The sequence below is a fragment of the Rhodococcus sp. 15-725-2-2b genome, from assembly GCF_002259075.1.
Classification (GTDB): Bacteria; Actinomycetota; Actinomycetes; order Mycobacteriales; family Mycobacteriaceae; genus Rhodococcoides.
The window spans coordinates 244,629-267,865 of sequence record NZ_NPFL01000002.1; the positions used below are offsets into that span (position 1 = coordinate 244,629).

Below are 23,237 nucleotides of genomic sequence, written 5' to 3' on the forward strand. Positions count from 1 at the left end.
TGATCGGTTCCTTGTCGAGAGTGGGAGATCAGGTGATGGGGGTGCCGAGCAGGGGCCACACGGCCACGGCGAAGAACAGCACGGTCGCTGCGGTCAGCGGCGCGAGAAAGGCGGACAGGCGTAGCAAGTCCTTCGGTGAATACGTCTCCACACCTTCGGCTTTGGCAAAGATTGCCACCGGCTTCGCCGACGACGGCATGGTGTGACAGAAACCCGCTGCTGCCGTCGAGGCGAATGCCGCGGCCACGGGATCGACTCCGAGCGCCAGAGCCGTGGTCACGACCAGCGGAACGAGGACGGACGAACGCGCCGAGCGAGATTGAATCAGAAGGTGCGAGGCAACCGAGACGACGATCACCACCGCGATGAACACCCAGGGCGGTGCCGACCCGATCGGGACCACCGTGAACAACCCGTCCGAGAGCCACCTTGCCGCACCGGACGTCGTCAACGCGGTCCCCAGGGCCAGCGTCGCCGCCATGAACAGCAGCAGCGACCACGGCACAGTAGCGAGAGCCTTCCCGAACTCGGTCGTACCGAAGCGCGGTGACGTGGAGATCAACGCACCCAGCAGAGCGATGACGGCAGGGTGCACGCCGTGCAACGGTTCGGAGCACCACAGCACCATGACGACGGCCAGCAGGGTCGCGGCCCGGTTCTCTGCGATGGTCAGCGGTCCCGTCACCGGGGTAGGCAGCCGCGACGCCAGATCGGACACGTCGACCGCCAGTGGGATTCGACGATCCTCACGATCGGTGAACAGCAGCAGCACGAGTTCCGCTGCGCAGTGGCTGCTGACCACGGCCAGCGGAACACCGAGCAACAACCACGCGGTGAAGCTGATGCCGGTGCCCGTGGCGCTCTCGAGCACCTGGCTGGTGATCAGATGTGCCCCAGCGCCGATGAGGGTCGCCACGGCGGACAGCAGGATGACGGTAGGAAACAGGATTGCCAACGCCCGCACCACTCGCTTGCGCTCGGTTAGCGCCTGCGCCAGCGCCAGAAATACGGGCAGCGCAAGTGCCGCACGACCTGAGGTGGCGGGGATCGCGAAGGCGGTCACGATCAGTGCGGCCGTCACCAGGTGCGCCAGCTGGCGTACGGTGCCCGCGCCGCTGACGATGAACACTGCTGCGCGCGTTGCCAAACCGGACTCGCGAACTCCAGCGGCAATGATGAACGCCGCGATGAGAAGCCAGATGGTCTCCTCGCCGAGGGTGTCGAACAGTCCGTCGGTGCTCACCACACCGGTCAGTACCAGAGCCAGTGCGGCACCGAGGGCGACGTAGGTGTCGTCGATCTTCGTGAACACCCAGAGTGCGACAGCTGCAGTGAACACCACGAGCGTGGTGCGTCCCGCGGCGGGTAATCCGTCCGCCGCGCCTGCGAGTACGGCCAGGAGCACCAGCAGCGCAACCGAACTCGAGACGACCTGAAGCACCCTGCGGGTCACCAGGTCGCGAAAGCGCCACGACTGCAAGGGTTCCGGGACCGGAGGTGGCTGCGTTCTGAAGCTGACCGTGTTCATGTGAACCAGTCTCGGGCCGACCGATGAAACGTCGATGAACAGTCGATGAGCGTTCTTTCATGAGCGATCCGCTCAGGCCAGTCGATACCCCATCCCGCGCACCGTCTCGATTCGGCCGGAACCGATCTTCTTGCGCAGCATACGAACGTAGACATCGACGACGTTGGAACCGGGGTCGAAGTCGTATCCCCATACGTGACTGAGGATCTGCTCACGCGAGAGGACCTGCCGCGGGTGACGGAGAAACATCTCGAGCAGAACGAACTCGCGTGAGGTCAACGACACCACCGCATCGTTCACCACGGCACGTCTGGTGAACAGGTCCACTGCCAGAGAGCCCGATTGCAGAACGGAGACCGAGGGCTCTCGGTCACCGCCACGCAGACGCAATCGAATACGTGCGAGTAGCTCCTCGAATCGGAACGGCTTGGTCATGTAGTCGTCCGCTCCGCCTTCGAGGCCGGTCACGGTGTCGTGCACCGAATCACGGGCCGTCAGGATGATCACGGGAACTCCGACACCGGCGCCGCGCAGTGATGCGATCACCTCGAACCCGTCTTTGCCCGGCAGGCCCAGATCCAGCACGACGAGGTCGAAGTCTCCGGTCGACGCACAGTCGATCGCATTGATGCCGTCGGCAACAGTGGTGGTGGTGAAGCCGTTGGCCTTCAATCCCTTTTCGACGAAGGACGAGATGCGCTCGTTGTCCTCGGCGATCAGTATTCGGCTCATCGTCGCTCACTCATCGGGCCGGCAGGTCGAGCCCGAATGTGGCACCCGCACCGGGCCTGCTGTCGAGCGTCGCGGCACCGTGGTGCCCATCGGCGATTGCACGCACGATGGACAGACCGAGACCCGCGCCGCCATTGTCCGAGCGACTCGATCCGGTACTGCCCCGGGCGAACCGCTCGAAGATGGTTCTCGCGTCCTCGCTGGACACACCGGGTCCGGAGTCACTCACCCACAACAGAACTCGATCTTCGGCACGCTCCGATCCCACCACGATCCGGTCACCGGTCCTGGTGTGCGACACCGCGTTCTGCGCCAGCTGAAGCACTGCCTGGGTGACTCGTTGCGGATCGACCCGTACCGAGCCCGTACCGACGTGCCCCAGTATCCAGTCGCGGTCGGCGAGCGCGCGGACCTTCGCGTCGATGTCGCGCGTGAGGGTTTCGAGATCCACCGGCCGCTTGTGGACGAAATCCGGGCGCTCGGCTTTGGCGAGGAGCAACAGGTCCTCCACGATCCGGTTCATTCGGTCCAACTCGTCGGTGACGAGCCGGACCGTCTCTTCGCGCTCACGGGGATCGTCGCCCATCAGTTCGAGATGCCCGAGGACGATCGTGATCGGCGTTCGTAACTCATGGCTCGCGTCGTCGACGAATTGTCGCTGCGCGGCGAACGCGGCCTCCAGTCGATCGAGCATGTCGTTGAACGTGTCGGCGAGCTCGGCAACATCGTCGCGACCGCCCACCTCGATCCGCCTGGACAGGTCGTCGGTGGTGATTTGGGCCGCGGTCCGGCGAACCAGGCGCACGGGCGCAAGGATCTGTCCGGCCACCACCCAGGCGATGCCGCCCGTGAACAGCAATGCCATCAGTGACACTCCGACCACTACGCGAACGGTGTCGGACACGTCGCCGCGCTCGCGGTCGACGAGAATTCCGATCGCGAAAGTTCCGGCCTGGCCCCCGCCGGACGGTTCGGCGACCTGTTTCGCCCAGGCGACTTCGCCTTCCGAAGTCTGCGTGGATCCAACACTGTCGGGTGAGTTCACGATGGCCGACACGACAGCCGCATCGGCGACCAGATCTCCTGGACCGCTGCGTTCCTGACGCAACAGTCGATCGGTGTAGCCGAACAGGATCTCGTCATCGTCCGGGTATTGGCGCTGCAGGTGCAACTGGAGCAGACCGGCGACGTTGCCGAACGGCAACCCGTCGTCCGGGTCGCGACCGGTGGCAGCGAACTCGCTGAACTCGCCGATCTCCTGCTCGAGAGCTACTGCGGTGTCTCGCTCGACCTCCGCGAGGAGGATCGTTCGCACGGCAACCCCGACGGCCAGCATGGCCAGCGCCATGACGAACAACAGCCAGCCGAGAATGCGCACCCGCGCCGGAACCCGCGTCCCTACCCGGGCGCTACGGAGCGCAGGCTCGGGCACCGGCCCCTTCGGCGCGAGCGCCTCGGTGCGAGCCTTCGTGTCGTCGATCAATTCTTCGGTCGAGTTCACCCGTCGTCGTCTTCCGCGTCGTCGCTGTCCGCATCGTCCTGGTCGCCGAAGTCGTCGTCGTCATCCCGGTCCGGGTCCGGTAGGACTTCGACAGGCGGCGGGGCGGGGACGACGATGGACTGCGGCGCTGCCGGAGGGTCTGCTGCTGCCGCCGGAGTCGTCGCGCCCGCTGCGCCCGTGGCGATGGGAGGAGCTGCGGTCATCGATGGGCCCGGGTCGGCCGATGGCGCCGTATCGCCCAGTGGGGCCGGGGCGGTCGATGGGGCCGCCGACGGTGCCGCGTCGGACGGCTGGGGCGACGCGCTCGATGGCGCAACTCCGACGGTGACCCGCGGCTCGAAGCTCGGTGCCTGCGGGGTATCGGCAAGTACGGTGCTCGCCAGCGCTACGCCCACCGGAACGATCACCACGGCTGCCAGGACTGCGATCTTGGGTGCGAACTTCACGTCACCACGGTCTCTGCGGTGTGTGAGACGGCGATGAAGGCGACATGAGTAATGTCTCATGTCCGTGCCGAAGTGGGTGCCTACCCCCCAGCTGCGTGAGTGAGCGCACCGGCGCAGATCGTGGCTCTGATCTCCGTCTCGGCGAGATCGTGCACCGAGCGGTGCACGGGATGCTCGACGAGCACGGCGATGTCCGCCGCATCCCCCACTCGGAGTGGCCCACGGCCACCGCACGCCGCGCGCAGAGCAACCTCGAGGGGTACTGCTTCGTCGACGTGCCATGGAGGTCGCTCGTCGTCGGTACGGAACACCGCAGCCGCGACTCCCGCCAACGGCTCCGGCGGACTGACCGGGGCGTCGGAACCGAAGAGCAGCCTCGCACCGCTGCGGTGCAACGTTCCGTAGCCGTAGGCCACCGAACGCCGTCCTGCCCACAGATCCTCGGCGATGTCGCGATCGGACATCGCGTGCTGCGGCTGCACCGATGCAGCGACACCCAAGGCGGCGAACCGCGTGATGTCCTCCGGCAGGATCTGCTGCGCATGTTCGATTCGACCGCCGCAGCCGGCGCGCTCGAACGCATCGAGCGCGACGGTGTTGGCGCGATCACCGATCGCGTGGACGGCCGACTCGATGCCGCCGCGTGACGCCCGCGCGACGAGATCGAAGAGACTGCCCGGGGTCTCGAGCAACAGCCCGTACGCGTCGTCCCCGTCGATCCCCGGGTATCGATCGTGGCAACACGCGGTTCGGGTGTTCAGCGAACCGTCGAGCATCACCTTGAGCGGGCCGCGTCTGATCAGGTCCGAGTGGGCCGAGACGTCTCCGGTCCGCTCGCCGCGATCGAGTGCCTCGTCGAGCCATTGGGGCCACACCGTCGTGTCGATGCGGACGGCAGGCGAGCCGGCCGTCAACCGTCGATCCCAGACCGTCTTGTTGTCCGCGAACTCGAAATCCACGACGCCGGTGACACCGCGGACCGCCAGTGCTGCGGTCGCGTCGAGCACGGCCCGATCGAGTTCGGCCGGGTCGTCCTGCTCCTCGAGCGCCATGACCGCTTCGAGGCCGTCGACATCGCGGAGCACACCGGTGGGGTGATCGATACCCAGATCGTCGAGCAGCGCCGGGCTCAGCCACAATGTGTGCAGGTCCATGCTCGTCATCGCCACGCGGGCACCGGGCAGCGCATTCTCGAGCAGGTCCTTGTGCGGCTCCTCCGGCCAGTGCGCGTCACGGAAGCCGTTGGCGCGCACCACCGATTCGCCTGCTGTCCGAGCATAGGGATACACCAGTGCGACGGCATCGGCCGCCGACGCCGCGGGCCCGACGTCGATTCGTCGCCGCGCCGCCGCCCACTGTGTCAGGTGCACGTGCGAGTCCACGAACCCGGGCAGCGCCACCCCGCCACCACCGTCGAGTACCTCGTCGCTCGATGCTCGTCGGGTGCCCGCAGGGGTGATCGACGCGATGACCGAGCCCGCGAGTTCGATGTCGACGAGCAGCCCGGAACCATCCAGTGCGACATTGGCGATAATCACTCCTGGGACTCTAGAGCGTCCTCCGCACGGGCGCGCATGCCATCCTCTAGCGATGAAGCCAGAGCCTGTTGCGATGCGGACAGAGTCGACCGAGCCCGTCGGATATCACGCGAGCGTGACGGTGCGCTGGTCCGATATGGACGCCTTCGCACACATCAACCATGCCCGGATGGTCACCCTGCTCGAAGAAGCGCGCATCGAATGGCTGCTCAGCGAGGGCGAGGCCAACGAGTCTCTGATCAAGAGTGCGTTGATCGCCGATGTCACCATCGCGTACAAGAAGCCGCTTCGGCACTCGGACGGTCCGCTGGACGTCACGCTGTGGTTCGAGAAGGTGCGCGCAGTCGATTTCACCATCGGGTACGAGGTCCGTGCCGCGGGCGCAGCACCCGATTCACCGCCCGCCGTGGTGGCGACGACCCGGATGGCGATGGTCGACGTCGGTGCCGAGACCTTGCGCCGCATCGCGCCGGAGGAAAAGGCCTACCTGGCCCGCTGGACGCGCTGAAACTCGGTCGCCCGATCCAGGAACCACGCCAACGCGGCCGGATCGTCGACGGCACTCGCATCCAGAGTGCCTGCAGCAGTGGCACCTTGGAAGAGGCGTTTGAGTGGCACCTCGAGCTTCTTCCCGGTCCGGGTGTGGGGTACCGCGGGTGCGGCGATGATGTCGTCGGGAACGTGTCGCGGCGATGCCTGTGTTCTGATGACGGATGCGATGCGCTCCCGCAGTTCGTCGGTCACACCGTCCGGGACCACCACGAACAGGGGCATCCAGTATCCACCGTCGGGTAGCTCGATGCCGAAGACGAGCGCCTCGGTCACCTCGTCCAGAGATTCGACGGCCTGGTAGATGTCGGCGCTGCCCATGCGAATTCCGTTGCGGTTGAGCGTCGAATCCGATCTTCCGTGCACGACGACGCTGCCGCGGTCGGTCATCGTGATCCAGTCACCGTGCCGCCAGATGCCCGGATAGGTGTCGAAATAGGCGTCCCGGTATCGAGATCCGTCGGCGTCGTTCCAGAAGTACAGCGGCATCGACGGCATCGGTTCGGTGACGACCAGTTCGCCGACGGTACCGCGGACAGGTTCGCCGTCCTCGTCGTAGGCGTCGAGCGCGACCCCGAGGAACGGCACCGACAGCTCCCCCGCCCAGACCGGGGCGGTCCGCACTCCCCCGGCGAACGCCGACACCACGTCGGTCCCGCCGGAGATGGAGAAGACCGGCAGGTGCGCTCCGATGTTCTCCGACAACCAGATCGACGACGATGCAGGCATCGCGGACCCAGTGATGCCGACGGCCCGCAGCGCCGACAGATCGTGGTCGGTGCCGGGATGCGTGTCGGCCTTGATGCACGAGAGCACGTACCCGGGGCTGGTACCGAGGTACGTCACACCCAACCGAGCGGCGATGTCCCACAGTGTATCCGGTGCCGGAAACGCCGGGTTGCCGTCGGCGCACACGATGGTGGCACCGGTCAGCAGGCCGGCGATCTGGAAGTTCCACATCATCCAGCTGGGGCTGGTGTACCAGAAGAACACGTCTTCGGGGCCCAGATCGGACTGTAGGGCAACGGATTTGAGGTGCTCGAGTACCACACCGCCGTGACCGTGCACGATTCCCTTCGGCAGACCCGTGGTGCCCGAGGAGAACACGACCCACAGCGGGTGGTCGAAAGGCACCGACGCCGGGGTCAGTTCACGACTGTGCTCCGTTGCGGCAGACCAGCCCACTGCGTTTCCCGACGCCTCGCCGACCGTCACCACGACCTGCAGTGTCGGCAGCCCCGACGTGAGCGCGTCGACGTCGGCGGCCTTGTCTCGGAACTTCCCTCCGTACACGTACCCGTCGGCAGTGATCAGTGCCGTTGGTTCGAGCTGGCCCAGACGGTCGAGAGCCGCCGAGGCCGAGTAGTCCTGCCCGCACGCGGACCAGACCGCCCCCAGGCTCGCGGTCGCCAGGAAGGCGATCACCGCCTCGGGGACGTTGGGCAGGTATCCGACGACGCGGTCGCCGCGTCGGACTCCCGCGTCGGCCAGCATGCCTGCCAGCGCCCCGGCCTGATCGATCATCTCTTCCCACGTCACGGTCCGCGTCGAACCGTCTTCGCGGGCGTGGACGATCGCGGCGCGGCCCGATCGAGCGTGCCGAACGACCTGGTCCACGTAGTTCAGTTCGGTACCCGGAAACCAGTGTGCTCCCGGCATACCGCGCTCTGCGAGCACCGTCGTCGGCACGCTGGAGGAGCGAACCTCGAAGAAATCCCACACCGCTCGCCAGAACAGTTCCAACTCGTTCGTCGACCATCGCCACAGAGACGAGTAGTCCGGTAGCAGCACATCGTGGCGTTTCTCGACGAATCGCGCGAACTCGGTCACCCAAGCCTCGGCGACGTCGGAATCCGTCGGTGTCCACAGCGCACTGGTCATGGCAGCGAGTATGGCAGCCCGAGGGCGATATTCAGATCAATCCGAGCGACCGTTCGCGCATTTCCACCTTGCGCACCTTGCCGGTGACCGTCATCGGGAACTCGTCGACCACGTGCACGTATCGCGGGATCTTGTAGTGCGCCAGCCGTCCGTCGCAGAAGGCGCGCACCGCAGTCGAATCGAGAGGCGCTGCACCGTCTTTCATCTTGATCCACACCATGAGCTCCTCGCCGTACTTCGGGTCGGGCACACCGATCACCTGGGCGTCGAGGATGTCGGGGTGGGTGTAGAGGAACTCCTCCACTTCGCGGGGATAGATGTTCTCGCCGCCGCGGATCACCATGTCCTTGATCCGCCCGGTGATCGCCACGTAGCCGTCTTCGTCCATCACCCCGATGTCGCCGGTGTGCATCCACCCCTCGCCGTCGATCGCCTCCGCGGTCTTGTCTGGCTGCTGCCAGTAACCGAGCATCACCGAATAGCCGCGAGTGCACAGCTCGCCGGCCTCGCCTCGGGGCAGCGTCTCGCCGAGGACGGGGTCGACGATCTTGACCTCGAGGTGCGGACCGACGCGTCCGACGGTCGACACCCTCTGCTCGATGGAGTCCTCGCTTCGAGTCTGCAGCGACACCGGAGACGTCTCGGTCATGCCGTAACAGATCGACACCTCGGCCATCCCCATTCGGTCGATGACCTGCTTCATCACTTCGGTGGGACACGGCGATCCGGCCATGATGCCGGTACGCAGACTGCCGAGGTCGAATTCGTCGAAATTCTCCAGTGCCAGTTCGGCGATGAACATCGTCGGGACTCCGTAGAGCGACGTGCACTTCTCGGCGGCGACGGCCGTCAACGTCGCCACCGGATCGAACGAGGGACCGGGAATCACCATCGCTGCGCCGTGCGAGGTGCACGCGAGATTGCCCATCACCATGCCGAAGCAGTGGTAGAACGGCACCGGAATGCAGACGCGGTCCTCTGCGGTGTAGTGGCAGAGCTCGCCGACGAAGAAGCCGTTGTTGAGGATGTTGCGATGGCTGAGAGTCGCACCCTTGGGGAATCCCGTTGTCCCCGAGGTGTACTGGATGTTGATCGCATCGTCGGGACCAAGTCGCTCGGACACATCGGTGATCATCCGCGGAGTCTTCGCCAACGCTCGATGCCCGCGATCGGTCATCGCCTCCCACTGGATGCTCCCGATGAACAGCACCGCACGCAGGGATTCCACCTCGGGGCGCACGTCGTCGATCATCGCCACGTAGTTCGATCCCTTGAACTCCGTGGCCGACAACAGCACCGACACCCCGGCCTGCTTCAGCACGAACTGCAACTCGTGTGAGCGATAGGCGGGATTGATGTTGACCAACACGGCACCGATCTTGGCCGTCGCGTATTGCGCGAGAACCCATTCCGGGCAGTTCGGAGCCCAGATTCCGACACGGTCCCCCACCTCGACTCCGGCCACGAGCAAGCCGGCCGCCAACAGGTCGACGTCGGCGACGAACTCCGAGTAGGTCCACCGCCGCCCGGACGCGACATCGATCAACGCGTCACGATCCGAGTACAGCGCCGCGGTGCGATCCAGATCGGCACCGATCGTGTCGTCCAGAACTGCGGTATCCGACGCGCCGGAAGAATAACTGTCCATGGACCCCACGGTAGTGAGCCCGGTCACGTACAGCCACCCCCGAATAGGGGGACGTCACTCGAGTGTGAGGGCCTCGGCCGCTTCGAGCACATCGGCTCGCGAGGTGTCCTTCAACGCCACACCCGACCGCCCGAGTCTCCTGGCACCGGCCAACAGGCCGGCCACGATTCGTGCCGACTGTGCGTACCCCTGTCCCTCCGGCGGATGGATGTTGGAGATGCAGTTGCGATCGGCGTCGGTGCACCCGGGTTTCGGCAGATGCGTCAAATAGATGCCGAGACTGTCGGCAACCGACAACCCCGGACGCTCCCCGATCAGAACCAGCACCGTCCGAACACCCATCGCCGCGGCGATATGATCACCGAGCGCCACCCGCGCCTCGGTCGCGATCACCGGAGCCGCGATCGAATAACGATCGGAGAGCTCTGCTTTCAACGCGTCCAGCATCGCCACACCGTGATCGGCGAGCGCACGCGGGGACAAGCCGTCGCCCAACACGATGCCGATCTCGTCCTCGGAATGCGGCACCGCCGACAGATCCTTCGGCTGCCGACCCAGATCGGGCCGTCGCAGATACTCCGCACGACTGGTCGCCAACGACGTCACCACCGACGGTGCACCGAGACCGACCTGCTCGACCCGGCCCACGAACTCCTCGACCTCGAGCGGCATGTGCACCGCATCGCGCGCGGCGGCATGAGCAGAGCGAAACTCGAGCACCCGCGTGGTCGGCAACGAATCACCGATGCGCCCCAGTCCGATCCGGGCCTGCGTCATCGCCCGCATCTCGCCCCAGAACTCTGTTTCCGGTCGTTCCGCGGGCTCCACTCCTGCACTCCCTGGTCGTTCCGCGGGCTCCACTCCTGCACTCCCTGGTCGTTCCGCGGGCTCCACTCCTGCCACCTCCGATTCACCGATCATCGCGCACTCATCAAGGCCCGTAGCGGTGAACCCGCCGCATCGACGTCGAGGACCCGGCCGTCGGCGTCCACCATGCCGAGACGGGAGAGCCACGACTCGAATTCCGGTGCCGGCCGCAGACCCAGAACCTGTCGGACGTAGAGCACGTCGTGAAAGCTCAGCGACTGGTATCCGAGCATGACGTCGTCGGCACCGGGAACCGCGATGACGAACGCGACCCCGGCCGCGCCGAGGAGCGTCAGCAGGGTGTCCATGTCGTCCTGGTCGGCCTCGGCGTGGTTGGTGTAGCAGACGTCCACTCCCATCGGCAGTCCAAGCAGCTTGCCGCAGAAGTGATCTTCCAGGCCCGCCCTGATGATCTGCTTGCCGTCGTACAGGTACTCGGGCCCGATGAATCCGACGACGGTGTTGATCAGTAACGGCTCGAGATCGCGGGCCACGGCGTACGCGCGCGTTTCGAGGGTCTGCTGATCGACGGGGCGGTCGCCGGTGCCGATATGCGCACCCGCCGACAATGCCGAACCCTGACCGGTTTCGAGATACATGACGTTGTTCCCGACGGTTCCGCGGTGCAGCGATCTTCCGGCCTCGTTGGCCTCCCGCAGCAGCGGAACGTTCACTCCGAAGCTCGAATTGGCTCCTTCGGTGCCCGCGATGGATTGGAACACCAGATCGACCGGAACGCCCTTGTCGATCAGTTCCATCGTCGTCGTCACGTGCGAGAGAACGCACGACTGCGTCGGAATCTCGAAGCGTTGCCGAATCTCGTCGAGCAGATGCAGCAGGTCGGCCGTCGCCTGCGGTGAGTCGGTGGCCGGGTTGATCCCGATCACCGCGTCGCCCGATCCGAGCAACAGTCCGTCGAGCGTGGCCGCGGCGATTCCGCGGGGATCGTCCGTCGGGTGATTGGGCTGGAGTCGCGTGGTCAGTGTTCCGGGCAGCCCTATCGTCGTACGGAACGCCGACGTCACCTGCGCGGCCCGCGACACCGCGATCAGATCCTGGTTCCGCATGATCTTGCTGACCGCCGCCACCATCTCCGGGGTCAGTCCGGCAGCAACCGAGCGCAACGTCGCCGCCGCGTTCGGCCCTGCGGTGACCTGCAGCAGCCAGTCCCGCAGACCTCCGACGGTCAGGTGCGAGACCGCCCCGAACGCGATTCGGTCGTGTGAATCGATGATGAGCCGGGTGACCTCGTCGCTCTCGTACGGAACGAGCAGATCGTGCAGGAAGACATCGAGCGAGACCTCCGACAATGCCCACTGCGCTGCAGCTCGTTCGGCATCGGATTCAGCTGCGCAACCGGCCAATTCGTCTCCCGACCGCAGCGGGGTCGCCTTGGCCATCAGGTCCACCAGACCGTCGAAGGTGTAGGTGGTTCCCGAGACCTGTTGGGTGTAGATCGTCATTCCAGTTCGGCCTCGGCCTCGGCCAGTGCGGCGAATTCCTCGTCCGGCGAATTCGCAACCAGATGATGCCTGCTGTAGATGCCGAAGTAGGCCATGAACGCGACGAACACGGCCAGGCACCACAGCGCTGCGGTGGAGTCGACGACGAAGGTGGCGACAACGGCGAGGGCTGCGATGACCAACGCGAATCCTGTGGTCACGACGCCGCCGGGGGTTCGGTACGGGCGTTCCATGTTCGGCTCGTTACGACGCAGCACGATGTGGCTGACCATCATCAGAACGTAACTCAGAGCCGCACCGAACACGGCCATGTTGAGCAACATTCCGCCCTGACCGGTCAACGAGAGCAAGAAGCCGATGACGCCCGGCACGATCAACGCCAGTGTGGGGGCCTTGCGAGAGTTGGTGATGGACAGCGTCTTCGGCAGGTACCCGGCGCGCGAGAGCGCGAACAGCTGGCGTGAGTACGCGTACATGATCGAGAAGAACGACGCGACGAGTCCGGCCAGGCCGATGTAGTTGACGATCTTGCTCGCGGTTCCGTCACCGAGAGCTTCCACCAACGGGTTCCCCGATTCCTTGACGGCGTCGGCACCGCCGGCCCCGGTCACCAGGAACAGCACGACGGCACCGGTGACGAGCAGCACGCCCATGGCGGCGATGATGCCGCGCGGGACGTTCTTCGTCGGATCCTTGGCCTCTTCCGCGGCCAGCGGAACACCTTCGATGGCGAGGAAGAACCAGATGGCGAACGGAACGGCAGCCCAGATTCCGAGGTAGCCGAACGGCAGGAATCCGGAGGCTCCGGCGGCGTCGGTGGGGGCGATGTCGGTCAGGTTGCTCGCGTCGAACTGTCCGATGGCGGCGATGGCGAAGACCACGAGTCCGACCAGTGCGATTCCGGTGATGACGAACATGATCTTGAGGGCTTCGCCTGCGCCGGACAGATGGATCCCGATGAACACGGCGTAGACCACCAGGTAGACCCACCAGCCGTCGGTGATACCGAACAGTCCGAGTGATTCGACGTAGGCACCGATGAACGTGGCGATTGCCGCCGGGGCGATCGCGTACTCGATGAGAATGGCTGTGCCGGTGGCGAATCCGCCCCACGGCCCGAGCGCTCGGCGGGCGAAGGTGTAGCCACCGCCCGCTGCAGGCAGCGCCGAGGACATCTCTGCCATGCCGAGGACCATGGCCAGGTACATGCCCGCGATGATGATCGCCGCAATCAGGAGGCCACCGAAACCGCCCTCCGCGAGACCGAGGTTCCACCCCGAGTAATCGCCGGAGATGACGTAGCTGACTCCGAGGCCTGCCAGCAGGACCCAGCCCGCTGTCCCCTTCTTCAGGGTACGTTTGGCCAGGTAGTCACCGCCCTCGACGTGCGACCGAGTGCCCTCGTGAGAGCCGGATTTCGATTGAGACGACTGGGGGTCTACCACGGACATTGCAAGCCTCTCGTAGCAAGTTCGCTCGGAGCGGGGTCACGCCCGAGGGGACGATTCACAACACGTGTGGCGCGCGAATCGGTTCAAGATAGGCCCGTGATGTAAGCGCCGCGTCATCGGTGAGTGACGGGCGAATTACGTCAGGTTCCGACGGCGTTGACGTCGCCGATGTCTCCCTCGTCCGGTTCGGCGACTGTCAGTACCGCGTCCACCACAGCCCTGTTGGTTTCCAACTCACGCTCCAGCCGCCGGAGCGTGTGCGCGATGCGTGATTCTGCGAAATCACCGACGAGATCGACACTCGCCACCACGTAGATCTGTTTGGGACCGACGAACTCGATGCGCACGAATCTGACCGACGCCACCTCGGGAAGTTGCTCGATCCGCTGCACCACCGCGTTCCATAATGCTCTCGATCCTGGTTCGCCGGTCAGGAATCGGCGGTTTCGATCGATCAACACGAAGGCGACGATTCCGAGCAGTACACCCACCAGAATGGATCCGATGGCATCGAAGGCCGCGGACCCCGTCAGTTGATGCAACCCGATTCCCGCACCGGCGATCACGATGCCGATCAATGCGGCGCTGTCCTCCGCGAACACCGCGCGCAGCGTCGGATCCGAGGTCTCGAGTGCGTAGTCGAGGAAGTCCTTGTCGTATTCGGCCGCTTCACCGCGAATCTGCCGAACCGATTGCAGGAACGACGCTCCCTCGAGCAGAAATGCGACGGCGAGCACCACATACGCGACGAGGTAGTTCTCGCTGCTCGATTCGCCGGCGAGCAACGAGGTGATGCCGTGCCACACCGATACCGCAGCACCGGCGACGAAGAGACCGATGGCTGCGAGCGTCGACCAGAAGTAGGTCTCGCGCCCGTAGCCGAGCGGCCGCCGATCGTCGGGCCCGCGCGAACCTCGACGATTGGCGACGAGCAGGAAGATCTCGTTACCGGTATCCGCCCACGAGTGCGCGGCTTCGGCAACCATCGACGCCGACCCGGTGAACACTGCGGCGAACGTCTTGGCGATCGCGACGCCGAGATTGGCGACGAATGCGATCACCACGGTACGCAGGCTTTCGCCGCCCTCGGCCGCGTCGGATTTCGATGAACTCTTCATCGCTCGCACTGTATGCGCTGCGCGCAGTGGTGCGGTTGTGTGCCACCTGCGGCATCCAACCGCACCACTGCCGCAGGCACTCAGCCCTGAAGCATCCCAGGGACGGGACACGCATCGACGGCCTCGGCGACCACCAAGGGGTCTGCGGGAACCTCCGGCCGTCGACCTTCTTCCCAGTCGACTCCCACCAGTGGTGGATGCTGCGCGAGAATGTCGTTCTCCTCGGCGGTGTATGCACGTCCGCGGCTGAGGAACCGCACTCCCTCGGGCGATTCGAGCGAGAATCCACCGCCGCGGCCGGGAACCACGTCGAGCACGAGCTGGGTGTGCTTCCACGCCTGGAACTGGGATCCCGAGATCCACACCGGCACACCGTCGCTCCCGGTCGGCAGGTCCTGTGGGACATCACCGACCCCCAGCCGAAGGTCGATGTACCCCAGGAGAACGTCCCGGTCGCCGACGATGAATTCGCCTGCGGGATAACACATCGGCGACGACCCGTCACAGCATCCCCCGGACTGATGCATCATCAGTTCCCCGTGGATACCGCCGAGGCGACGGAGCAGGTCCATCGCCTCGACGGTGGTCTTCAGCCGCGCGGGCTGCGCAGCGCTGTTCATCAGAAGAAGCCCTGGGCCTTCTGGGCGTAGCTGACGAGCAGGTTCTTGGTCTGCTGGTAGTGATCGAGCATCATCTTGTGGTTCTCGCGGCCGATACCCGACTGCTTGTAGCCACCGAACGCGGCGTGCGCGGGGTACTGGTGGTAGGTGTTGGTCCACACGCGGCCGGCCTTGATGTCGCGTCCGGCTCGGTAGGCGACGCCGCCGTCGCGAGACCAGACGCCTGCACCGAGTCCGTAGAGGGTGTCGTTGGCGATGTCGATGGCATCGTCGTAGTCCTTGAAGGACGTGACCGACACGACCGGGCCGAAGATCTCCTCCTGGAAGATGCGCATGTTGTTCTTGCCGGTGAAGATCGTCGGCTGGACGTAGTAGCCACCGTTCAGATCTCCGCCGAGCTGCGCACGCTCACCGCCGGTGACGACCTGTGCGCCCTCGCCCTTGCCGATCTCGATGTACGAGAGAATCTTCTCAAGCTGATCGTTGGACGCCTGTGCGCCGATCATGGTCTCGGTGTCGAGCGGATCTCCCTGTCGCACAGCCTTGGTGCGGATGGCGGCCAAGGCGAGGAACTCGTCGAAGATGTCCGCCTGGATCAGCGAGCGCGACGGGCAGGTGCACACTTCACCCTGATTGAGGGCGAACATCGTGAAGCCCTCGAGCGCTTTGTCCTGGTAATCGTCGTTGGCCTGCAGCACGTCGGAGAAGAAGACGTTGGGGCTCTTGCCGCCGAGTTCGAGAGTCACCGGAATCAGGTTCTGCGACGCGTACTGCATGATGAGACGGCCGGTGGTGGTCTCCCCGGTGAAGGCGATCTTGGCGATGCGCGGGCTGGACGCCAGCGGCTTGCCTGCCTCGACTCCGAATCCGTTGACGATGTTGACGACGCCCGGAGGCAGGAGGTCGCCGATGATCGAGATCAGGTGCAGGATCGATGCGGGGGTCTGCTCGGCGGGCTTGAGCACCACGGCATTTCCGGCCGCGAGAGCGGGCGCGAGCTTCCATACGGCCATGAGGATCGGGAAGTTCCACGGGATGATCTGCCCGACGACTCCGAGCGGCTCGTGGAAGTGGTATGCCACTGTGTCGCTGTCGATCTCGGAGAGTGATCCCTCCTGCGCGCGGATGCAGCCGGCGAAGTAGCGGAAGTGATCGACGGCGAGCGGAATATCGGCGTTGAGAGTCTCGCGAATCGGCTTGCCGTTGTCCCAGGACTCCGCCAGTGCGATGGACTCGAGGTTCTCGGCGATTCGGTCGGCGATCTTGTTGAGAATCACGGCGCGCTCGGCGGCGGAGGTCTTGCCCCATGCGGGCGCTGCGGCGTGTGCGGCATCGAGCGCGAGCTCGATGTCCTCGGACGTGGAGCGGGCGACCTCGCAGAAGTTCTCTCCGGTGACGGGAGTCGGGTTCTCGAAGTACTGACCCTTGACCGGCGGTACCCACTCGCCGCCGATCCAGTTGTCGTAACGCGACTGGAACGACATGACGGAATCGGCGGAACCTGGACGGGAGTAGACGGACATTGAAAATCCTCCTGATCGACACGTGCTTCACAGTTGATGCGGTGTGTGATTCAGGACACTAGGGCTTGCAACGTTGCAACTACGTTGCCGATGCGACTGCATCTGTGTTGCCGCTGCTGCCGGAGGTACCGACAGTGGCGATAGCGTCAGATTCCGAGTTCGCGGTCGAGGAGATCGATACGCGCACTGACCTGCCCGTACAGCGCGGAGTCTCGGCTCAGGGTGGCCCGGTAGGCCTCCCACGCGATCACGTCCGATCGACCGTGAATCGACGACGTCCACTGCGCCAGTAACACCGGATCTCCGAGTCGGAGCAACGCGGCCTGCATTCGGGACCGCAGTTCCTCGCGGATCTCCTCGATGCCGGGCGCGGACGATCCGGGCAGCACCGGACCCGAGTAGATACGAAGAGCAGCCTCGACGTCTCCGCGGTCGAGGGCACGCCGGATGTCGCCGACGTCCGAGGACAGCTCGCCGACCAGACGGTAGGGCCGCGACGCCAGGCCTGCGGTACCGAATGCCTTGCGCAATCTCGACATCTCGGCGCGAATCGTCACCGAGTCCAGCTCCTGCTCGTCGAGCAGCACCGCGAGGTGGTCGGAGCTGAGCCCTTCGGGATGCTCACCGAGTAGAAGCAGTATCTCCGCGTGTCGCTGGGAGAGCGGTATCCGGCCGGAACCACGCACCACTCCCGGCCGTCCGGATCCGAGAACCTCGAGCCGAGGAGCAGTGTCGCCCAACGATTTCGGCGAGTTCATCAGATGCAGGCGCAATTCGGACTCGGCGGCGGCGACGGTGGCACGCACCAGCGAGAGCACCTCGGGCACCGCGACGCGCGGGCCACCGGTGATGTCGATCGCCCCCAGGATGTGGCCACTGGTGGGGTGGTGAACCGGTGCCGCCGAGCAGCTCCACTCGTGCACCGACCGAGAGAAATGCTCGGACGCGAAGATCTGCACACTGTGGTCGACTGCGAGCGCGGTGCCGGGGGCATTGGTGCCCTTGTTCTCCTCGCTCCAATCGACCCCCTCGGCGAAGTCCATCGTGAGCGCTCGGTCCTTGGCTGCGGAGTCACCCTCGACCCACAGCAGCCGGCCTTCGGCATCGGAGATGGCGACGAGTAAGCCGGTGTCCGCCGCGTCCTCGACCAGCAGCTTTCGGATGACCGGACGAATGATCGCCATCGGATGCCCGTTGCGGTAGCGCTCGAGATCCGGCCCGGTCAATGCCGGAGTGTCGTTTCCGCCGTCGGGATCGACCCCCTTGGTGCGACTGCGCATCCACGAGTCGAGTACGACGGACCTCACCGTCGAACCGTGAGTACGGAGGTCGTCCACGAAAGATTGGTGGGCACTGGACATCTGGCGCGCGAGCACAGCGACGTCCTCGCCGGGACGCACTGCGACCCAGGGGTTGCCGCCACTGTCCGATCGGCTTGCCATTCGACGCTTCCTCCGTGACCTGTCCACATCGTTGTTACCCAGCTCACAGACCAGGATACAGCCGTGGCCGGCGCGCGCGGCTGTGGCCGGTCGCGCCGACCCCGGTTGCCTACTTCTTCTTGGCGCTCGACGTGATGATGTCGTTGCTGGTGTCACCACTCGACTTGGCCCGCTTGTCCGCGCGCTTGTCCTTGAGAGATTTGCCGGATTTCTTGGTCATCGTGTTGCGGGGCGATTTGTCCGACATGGCAGTAACCCATCTATCGGGGAACCCGAACGGTCCCCAGACCATGAACGCTACGCCTCGACACCCCTACCGTGGTCTGCAATCAAGGCCGCTGCGCGCTCGGCGAACATGATCGCCGTCGCATGCGGGCCGCGGCTGGGCACCACCGGAAACGCCGAGGTGTCGACGACGAGGACACCGTCGACACCGCGCACCCGGCAGTGGTCGTCGAGCACCGCCTCCGGGTCCGATTCCGGGCCCATCTTGGCGCTGCCGGACAGATGCAGCGACGTACCGAGTGCCGCGAGGGGGTCGTCGATCGCGGGCACATCGACGATCTCCGACATGATCGGCGACGCCAGTAGATCGCGCGCGAGTTCGACGCCCTCGCGCATAGCGCGCCGGTCGACCTCCGATTCGAGATAGCGGTATCGCACGTCCGGGGACTCGAACGGATCCAAGCTTCGCAGCGTGATGCTCCCGCGTGCCGTCGAGCGCATGAGGCCGACACCGAACACGTGCGGCCCACGCGAAAGACCGGAGATCAATCGATCGAATCTCCTGGTGTACGGCCTGATCTCGACGTCGCCCGAGTGCAACACCGCTTCCAGAGCACGAGATACCGTCGAGAATTCTTCGGTCGTCGCTACCGGAACGGCAACCTCGGGGTGGTCGCTGAAGCCACGGCCGACGCCCGGATTGTCGGAGATCACCGGAATCCCCAGCGCAACACTGCTTTCGGCCGGACCGATGCCGGATCGAAGCAGCAACGCGGGGGTGTGCACAGCACCAGCAGACAGAATCACCCTGTCGGACTTCACGATACTGCGTACACCGTCGACGATGATCTCGACCCCGGCCACCCTGTTTTTCTCGACCATCAACGACGACACCGTCGTATTCCCTTGTACCCGTAGGTTCTTTCGATCGATGACCGGCAGAAGGTATGCCAGAGCGGCACTTACACGGGTACCGTTTCGGATGTTCGACGGAACTGCGCCCACTCCTCCCACGGCCGCGTCGGGTGCGTTCATGTCCTCGTGGAATCTAAAACCTGCGTTCGCGGCCGCCTGCACGAACGATGCGGTCAGCGGATGTCGGTCCTGCTCCGACGTGCGCGAGACCGGCATCGGCCCGCGGGAACCGTGCCACCGATCGACCGCGTCGGCATCGAGATCGGTTTCGGAGCCGATGTAGAACGGCAGCACCTGATCGAACGACCACAAAGACTGCGGCCAGGCATCGAAGTCACCCGGCGTGGCGCGGACGAAGTAGCCGCCGTTCACTGCGCCGGAGCCTCCCAGCACCCGGCCTCGCGCGATCGTCCGGGACACACCGGCCGCGAGTTCGGCCGTATAGGTTCCCACCCATTCGCTACCGGGGCCGATGGGAAGTGTCGACGCGTCGAGCACGGCCGCCGGAACGTCGGCGACGCTGTGGAACGCAGGCCCGGCTTCGAGCAACAGCACCGACCGATCGGGGTTCTCACTGAGCCTCGATGCGAGAACGCAGCCGCAGGAACCACCTCCGACGACGATGACGTCGGCGAACTCGATCGGGTTCACACCGTCGACGGAGCAGACCGGGGTGGCACCACGTCAGCCGTCGAGGCGGGGCTTGAGGGCGTCGACGCTGCGGGCGGACAGTGCACCGTGCCACAGCCCCGCTCCGTAGGCGACGTCATCGGCTCGTTTGTAGAAGGCATAACGCACCGGATCGAGACCGCCGGGCTCCCGGTGCTTGTACCAATCCGAGAACGCCTCTGCGACAGCCAATCCCAGTGCGATTCTACGAATACGACTCGACAACAAGACGGCGAGCAGGGTGATCGGCCAATAGTGCCGACACAGGGCCGACGCCAGTTGCCACAACCCCGCCACGAAACCCTCGGCCGCGAGGATGGCCGCGATCCGAGTGGGCTGGTCCAGACCGACGAACATCCTGCGCAGGCGAACGATCGTCACGCCGAGTGTGGCGGCAGCGCCGACGAGACCGATCCGCGTCAGACTCGCGGCGAGCAGACATGCAACCAACGTCCACGGGGACATCGCGATGGGCGGCACCATTCCCGGATGACGTGCCGACAACGGTGTGGCACCGGTGCCGTAGAACAGCTTGCGGGCGAACCATTCGGCGAAGGTGACGCGATGCTCGTGCGCGACGTGGGCGACGGGTTCGTAGCGCAGCCTCCACCCCGCTTCCTGCAATCGCCAGCACAGGTCCACGTCTTCGGCCACGTGCATCGACTCGTCGAATCCGTCGCAGTCCATCGCCACCGACCGACGCATCAACATCGCGGCGCTGGGGACGTACGACACCGAACTGCCTGCCCGTACCGCCGCTTCCTTGCGACCCAGGTCGAGCGACGAGCGGGCATGTTCGTACCTGGCCAGCGCACTGCCCTCGGGCTCGAGTGCGACGATGCGGGGGGCCACCAGGGCGACCGCCGGATCCGAGAAGTGGCCGAGCATCACCTCCAGCCACCCCTTACGTGGCACGACGTCGGAGTCCAAGAAGGCTACGAAATCCGTTGTTGCACATCGCAAGCCAGTGTTTCGTGCGGCAGCAGGTCCACGTGAGCGCTCGTGCCGCAGCACCGTCATGCTGCCCACGCTCCAGGAGATCCGCGGTACGGCGACCGGCACGTCCGAGCCGTCGTCGACGATGATGACATGCAGCCCGTGGAGCGACGCGATCAAGCGCTCCAACCCCGCCTCGTTGTTCTTGAGCGGCACGACGACGGTGACGTCGCTCGGCGAGGGAATCGACATCGGCCGCGGATTCCCGACTCCGGAGTCGAGCAATTTGCGGGCCACGAGCGCGGACTGCGAGTCGGTCACTTCGATGAACCCGTCGCCGATCATGGCCGCAGCGGTCGGTGCCAGCTTGAGCATGCGGGTCGGTGAACCACCGATCAGGACGCGCCCTTCGGAGAATGTACGTACGCGTGGATCGACTCGCACCCCGAAGCCGTCAGGCAACCGACCTTCACCCATCAGGAGATCGTAAGCGGACAAGCCGCCGGAGCGTCGGCCACCCGAGAAATCGGACGGAACATACCTGTTCCCCGTTTTCCGCAGCTTCTGCCCGGGGTCGCGACCAGGCGTTTCACCGGGTTCGGTCATGAGATCACGCCCTGCTCGGAGGGACTCCATCTCCCGACTGCATCGGCCGCTCGGGTGCACATCTGCTCGAAGGCGCGACGCCCTTCCTCCGCATCGGCCCCGGTCGGATCGCCGAGCACGCCGTTGGCGGTGACCGGAGCCAATCCACCGTCGCGAAGTGCCGGGAGCAGGGCGGCGATATCGGTCACATTTCCCACCTGCGCCTTCGTCATGTCCACCGCCTCGGGCGAAAGATGCAGCAGCAACGACGTTTCGGTCCGGCCGGCGTGAGCATCTGCTCCGGGTATCGCGCACGGAAACCACACGACATTGCGGCCCTCGTACCGGAGCTGCAGCACTGCGGTCCGCACCGTCGGTGCGTTTCCGCCGTGGCCGTTGACGAACACCACCCGCTCGGCCCACCGGCAGGCGGAGCGTCCGTACTCCACCAGAAGCGTTTCGAGCGCGGCCGCACCGATCGAGACGGTGCCGGGAAATCCTTCGTGCTCACCACTGGCTCCGTAGGCGATCGGCGGGGCAACGGTTGCATGCGGAACGGTTCGCGCCACGGCGTCGGCGATACGAGTGTCGGTGTCGAGGGGAAGGTGCGGTCCGTGCTGCTCGATCGAACCGACCGGCACGACGAGGGTCCTCGACCGGTCGACGTCCGGCCAGTACTGAGCACCGAGTGAGTCCCTGGACATGGATGCAGATGATATCGGATGGAACGAAGCCGTCACGCCGCCGAAACACACGGTCGTTAATCTTCCATTCGTGCCACCCCGCCGTCGGTCCATATTGCTCTCGCAATTGTCGATATCGGCACCCGGTGGCCCGCAGCCGTCGATCCTGCGCGAATTGCGTCGGGTAATTCTCGCGGGCGACGCTCCACCGAATACCCCTATTCCGCTCAACGAAGTGGCCGAACTGTTCGGGGTGAGCAGAATACCGGTGCGCGAGTCCCTCAAGACGCTGATCGGCGAGGGCTTGGTCGATCATCGGCCGAATCTCGGCTACACGGTCGCCCAATTGACCGCGGCCGAACTACGCGAAATGTACATCGTCCGAGAGGTTCTGGAGACTGCAGCGCTGCCGATCGCCGTCGAATTCGCCACCGATGCCGACCGTGAACACCTCATCGAGATCAATCGGCAGCTCGAAGCGTCACTGGCTCGCGACGACTCGCGGGAGTATCACCGACTCTCACGTGAATTCCATCTGTCCCTGACGCGGCCTTCTCGGATGCACCGGTTGCTGCACATGCTCGAATCCGCCTGGAACATCACCGAACCCGTGCAGCCGATGGTGCATGTCGCCGGTTCCGACAGGGCATCACTGCACAGCGACCACGCCGATATGCTCACGGCATTCCTGGACGGTGATTCCGCGGGACTGCTCGGCGCAGCACAACATCACCACACGCGTCTCAATTCGGTCATTTCGACACTGTCGAACGACCATGGATTGTTTGCCGATCCGCCGTCGGAATAGCCGAGGGACGAATCCGAAAGATATATCGCTCGCGTCACGAGTGCGCAACACTGCGCCGCTAGCTTTTCCTCATTCGCTCGTTCACCTCCTTCGTTCACCTCAATGCCAT

At 65.2% G+C, this 23,237-nt stretch carries 20 protein-coding genes; 2 read left to right on the plus strand and 18 right to left on the minus strand.

The annotated features are described in order from the left end of the window. Positions 1 to 28: 28 nt before the first annotated feature. The 5 genes from CH306_RS01075 to CH306_RS01095 all read right to left on the minus strand — a co-directional run bounded on the left by CH306_RS01075 (position 29) and on the right by CH306_RS01095 (position 5,745). Positions 29 to 1,528 carry an SLC13 family permease gene (locus CH306_RS01075; RefSeq protein ID WP_094645391.1) on the minus strand — a complete coding sequence of 500 codons (1,500 nt, stop codon included), beginning with the start codon at positions 1,526 to 1,528 and terminating at the stop codon, positions 29 to 31. 72 nt (positions 1,529 to 1,600) lie between these two features. Then, the gene (locus CH306_RS01080) at positions 1,601 to 2,260 is read right to left on the minus strand and encodes a response regulator transcription factor (RefSeq protein WP_094645392.1); all 660 of its coding nucleotides are present in this window, start codon (positions 2,258 to 2,260) and stop codon (positions 1,601 to 1,603) included. Positions 2,261 to 2,270: 10 nt separating this feature from the next. Then, on the minus strand, positions 2,271 to 3,761 hold the full coding sequence (locus tag CH306_RS01085; RefSeq protein WP_094645393.1) for a sensor histidine kinase: 1,491 nt from the start codon (positions 3,759 to 3,761) through the stop codon (positions 2,271 to 2,273). Further along, a complete protein-coding gene (locus CH306_RS01090) occupies positions 3,758 to 4,207 on the minus strand; it encodes a hypothetical protein (RefSeq protein WP_094645394.1) in 450 nt (149 codons plus the stop codon). The genes CH306_RS01085 and CH306_RS01090 overlap by 4 nt, the downstream gene beginning before the upstream one ends. Positions 4,208 to 4,287: 80 nt before the next feature. Further along, positions 4,288 to 5,745: an amidohydrolase gene (locus CH306_RS01095; protein ID WP_094645395.1), complete on the minus strand. Its 1,458-nt coding sequence runs from the start codon at positions 5,743 to 5,745 to the stop codon at positions 4,288 to 4,290. A 73-nt stretch (positions 5,746 to 5,818) separates the two neighbouring features. Between CH306_RS01095 and CH306_RS01100 the strand changes: the two genes are divergently transcribed. Next, positions 5,819 to 6,253 (plus strand): acyl-CoA thioesterase, encoded by a 435-nt coding sequence (locus CH306_RS01100; RefSeq protein ID WP_094632367.1) that lies wholly within the window; start codon positions 5,819 to 5,821, stop codon positions 6,251 to 6,253. Here the strand turns inward: CH306_RS01100 and CH306_RS01105 are convergent. From CH306_RS01105 to mftE, 13 genes are all read right to left on the minus strand, one after another. Beyond that, on the minus strand, positions 6,229 to 8,175 hold the full coding sequence (locus CH306_RS01105) for an acetoacetate--CoA ligase (RefSeq protein ID WP_094645396.1): 1,947 nt from the start codon (positions 8,173 to 8,175) through the stop codon (positions 6,229 to 6,231). The genes CH306_RS01100 and CH306_RS01105 overlap by 25 nt on opposite strands. Positions 8,176 to 8,206: 31 nt before the next feature. Further along, positions 8,207 to 9,823: an AMP-binding protein gene (locus CH306_RS01110; RefSeq protein WP_179272928.1), complete on the minus strand. Its 1,617-nt coding sequence runs from the start codon at positions 9,821 to 9,823 to the stop codon at positions 8,207 to 8,209. 54 nt (positions 9,824 to 9,877) lie between these two features. After that, on the minus strand, positions 9,878 to 10,651 hold the full coding sequence (gene eutC / locus CH306_RS01115) for an ethanolamine ammonia-lyase subunit EutC (protein WP_094645398.1): 774 nt from the start codon (positions 10,649 to 10,651) through the stop codon (positions 9,878 to 9,880). An 89-nt stretch (positions 10,652 to 10,740) separates the two neighbouring features. Beyond that, positions 10,741 to 12,153, minus strand: a complete 1,413-nt coding sequence (locus CH306_RS01125) for an ethanolamine ammonia-lyase subunit EutB (protein ID WP_032397556.1) — start codon at positions 12,151 to 12,153, stop codon at positions 10,741 to 10,743. Further along, complete coding sequence (gene eat / locus CH306_RS01130) at positions 12,150 to 13,604, minus strand: ethanolamine permease (RefSeq protein ID WP_032397557.1); 1,455 nt, start codon at positions 13,602 to 13,604, stop codon at positions 12,150 to 12,152. The genes CH306_RS01125 and eat overlap by 4 nt, the downstream gene beginning before the upstream one ends. A 140-nt stretch (positions 13,605 to 13,744) precedes the next feature. After that, a complete protein-coding gene (locus CH306_RS01135) occupies positions 13,745 to 14,722 on the minus strand; it encodes a cation diffusion facilitator family transporter (protein ID WP_094645399.1) in 978 nt (325 codons plus the stop codon). Between the two features lie 80 nt (positions 14,723 to 14,802). Continuing rightward, complete coding sequence (locus tag CH306_RS01140; RefSeq protein WP_176459467.1) at positions 14,803 to 15,342, minus strand: DUF779 domain-containing protein; 540 nt, start codon at positions 15,340 to 15,342, stop codon at positions 14,803 to 14,805. Next, positions 15,342 to 16,865 carry an acetaldehyde dehydrogenase ExaC gene (exaC, locus tag CH306_RS01145; RefSeq protein ID WP_032397559.1) on the minus strand — a complete coding sequence of 508 codons (1,524 nt, stop codon included), beginning with the start codon at positions 16,863 to 16,865 and terminating at the stop codon, positions 15,342 to 15,344. Before exaC ends, CH306_RS01140 begins: the two co-directional genes overlap by 1 nt. 146 nt (positions 16,866 to 17,011) lie before the next feature. Beyond that, positions 17,012 to 18,307, minus strand: coding sequence for a transcriptional regulator (locus CH306_RS01150; protein ID WP_032397560.1), 1,296 nt, complete (start codon positions 18,305 to 18,307; stop codon positions 17,012 to 17,014). Between the two features lie 109 nt (positions 18,308 to 18,416). Further along, positions 18,417 to 18,554: a hypothetical protein gene (locus CH306_RS28940; RefSeq protein ID WP_176459466.1), complete on the minus strand. Its 138-nt coding sequence runs from the start codon at positions 18,552 to 18,554 to the stop codon at positions 18,417 to 18,419. Positions 18,555 to 18,604: 50 nt separating this feature from the next. Further along, on the minus strand, positions 18,605 to 20,098 hold the full coding sequence (mftG, locus tag CH306_RS01155; protein WP_094645400.1) for a mycofactocin dehydrogenase MftG: 1,494 nt from the start codon (positions 20,096 to 20,098) through the stop codon (positions 18,605 to 18,607). A gap of 33 nt (positions 20,099 to 20,131) precedes the next feature. Beyond that, positions 20,132 to 21,529 carry a mycofactocin biosynthesis glycosyltransferase MftF gene (gene mftF, locus CH306_RS01160; protein ID WP_094632433.1) on the minus strand — a complete coding sequence of 466 codons (1,398 nt, stop codon included), beginning with the start codon at positions 21,527 to 21,529 and terminating at the stop codon, positions 20,132 to 20,134. Positions 21,530 to 21,654: 125 nt separating this feature from the next. Next, a complete protein-coding gene (gene mftE, locus CH306_RS01165) occupies positions 21,655 to 22,341 on the minus strand; it encodes a mycofactocin biosynthesis peptidyl-dipeptidase MftE (RefSeq protein ID WP_094645401.1) in 687 nt (228 codons plus the stop codon). A gap of 70 nt (positions 22,342 to 22,411) precedes the next feature. Here mftE and CH306_RS01170 point away from each other — a divergent pair, with 70 nt between their 5' ends. Then, positions 22,412 to 23,128: a GntR family transcriptional regulator gene (locus CH306_RS01170; RefSeq protein ID WP_032398253.1), complete on the plus strand. Its 717-nt coding sequence runs from the start codon at positions 22,412 to 22,414 to the stop codon at positions 23,126 to 23,128. Positions 23,129 to 23,237: the final 109 nt, after the last annotated feature.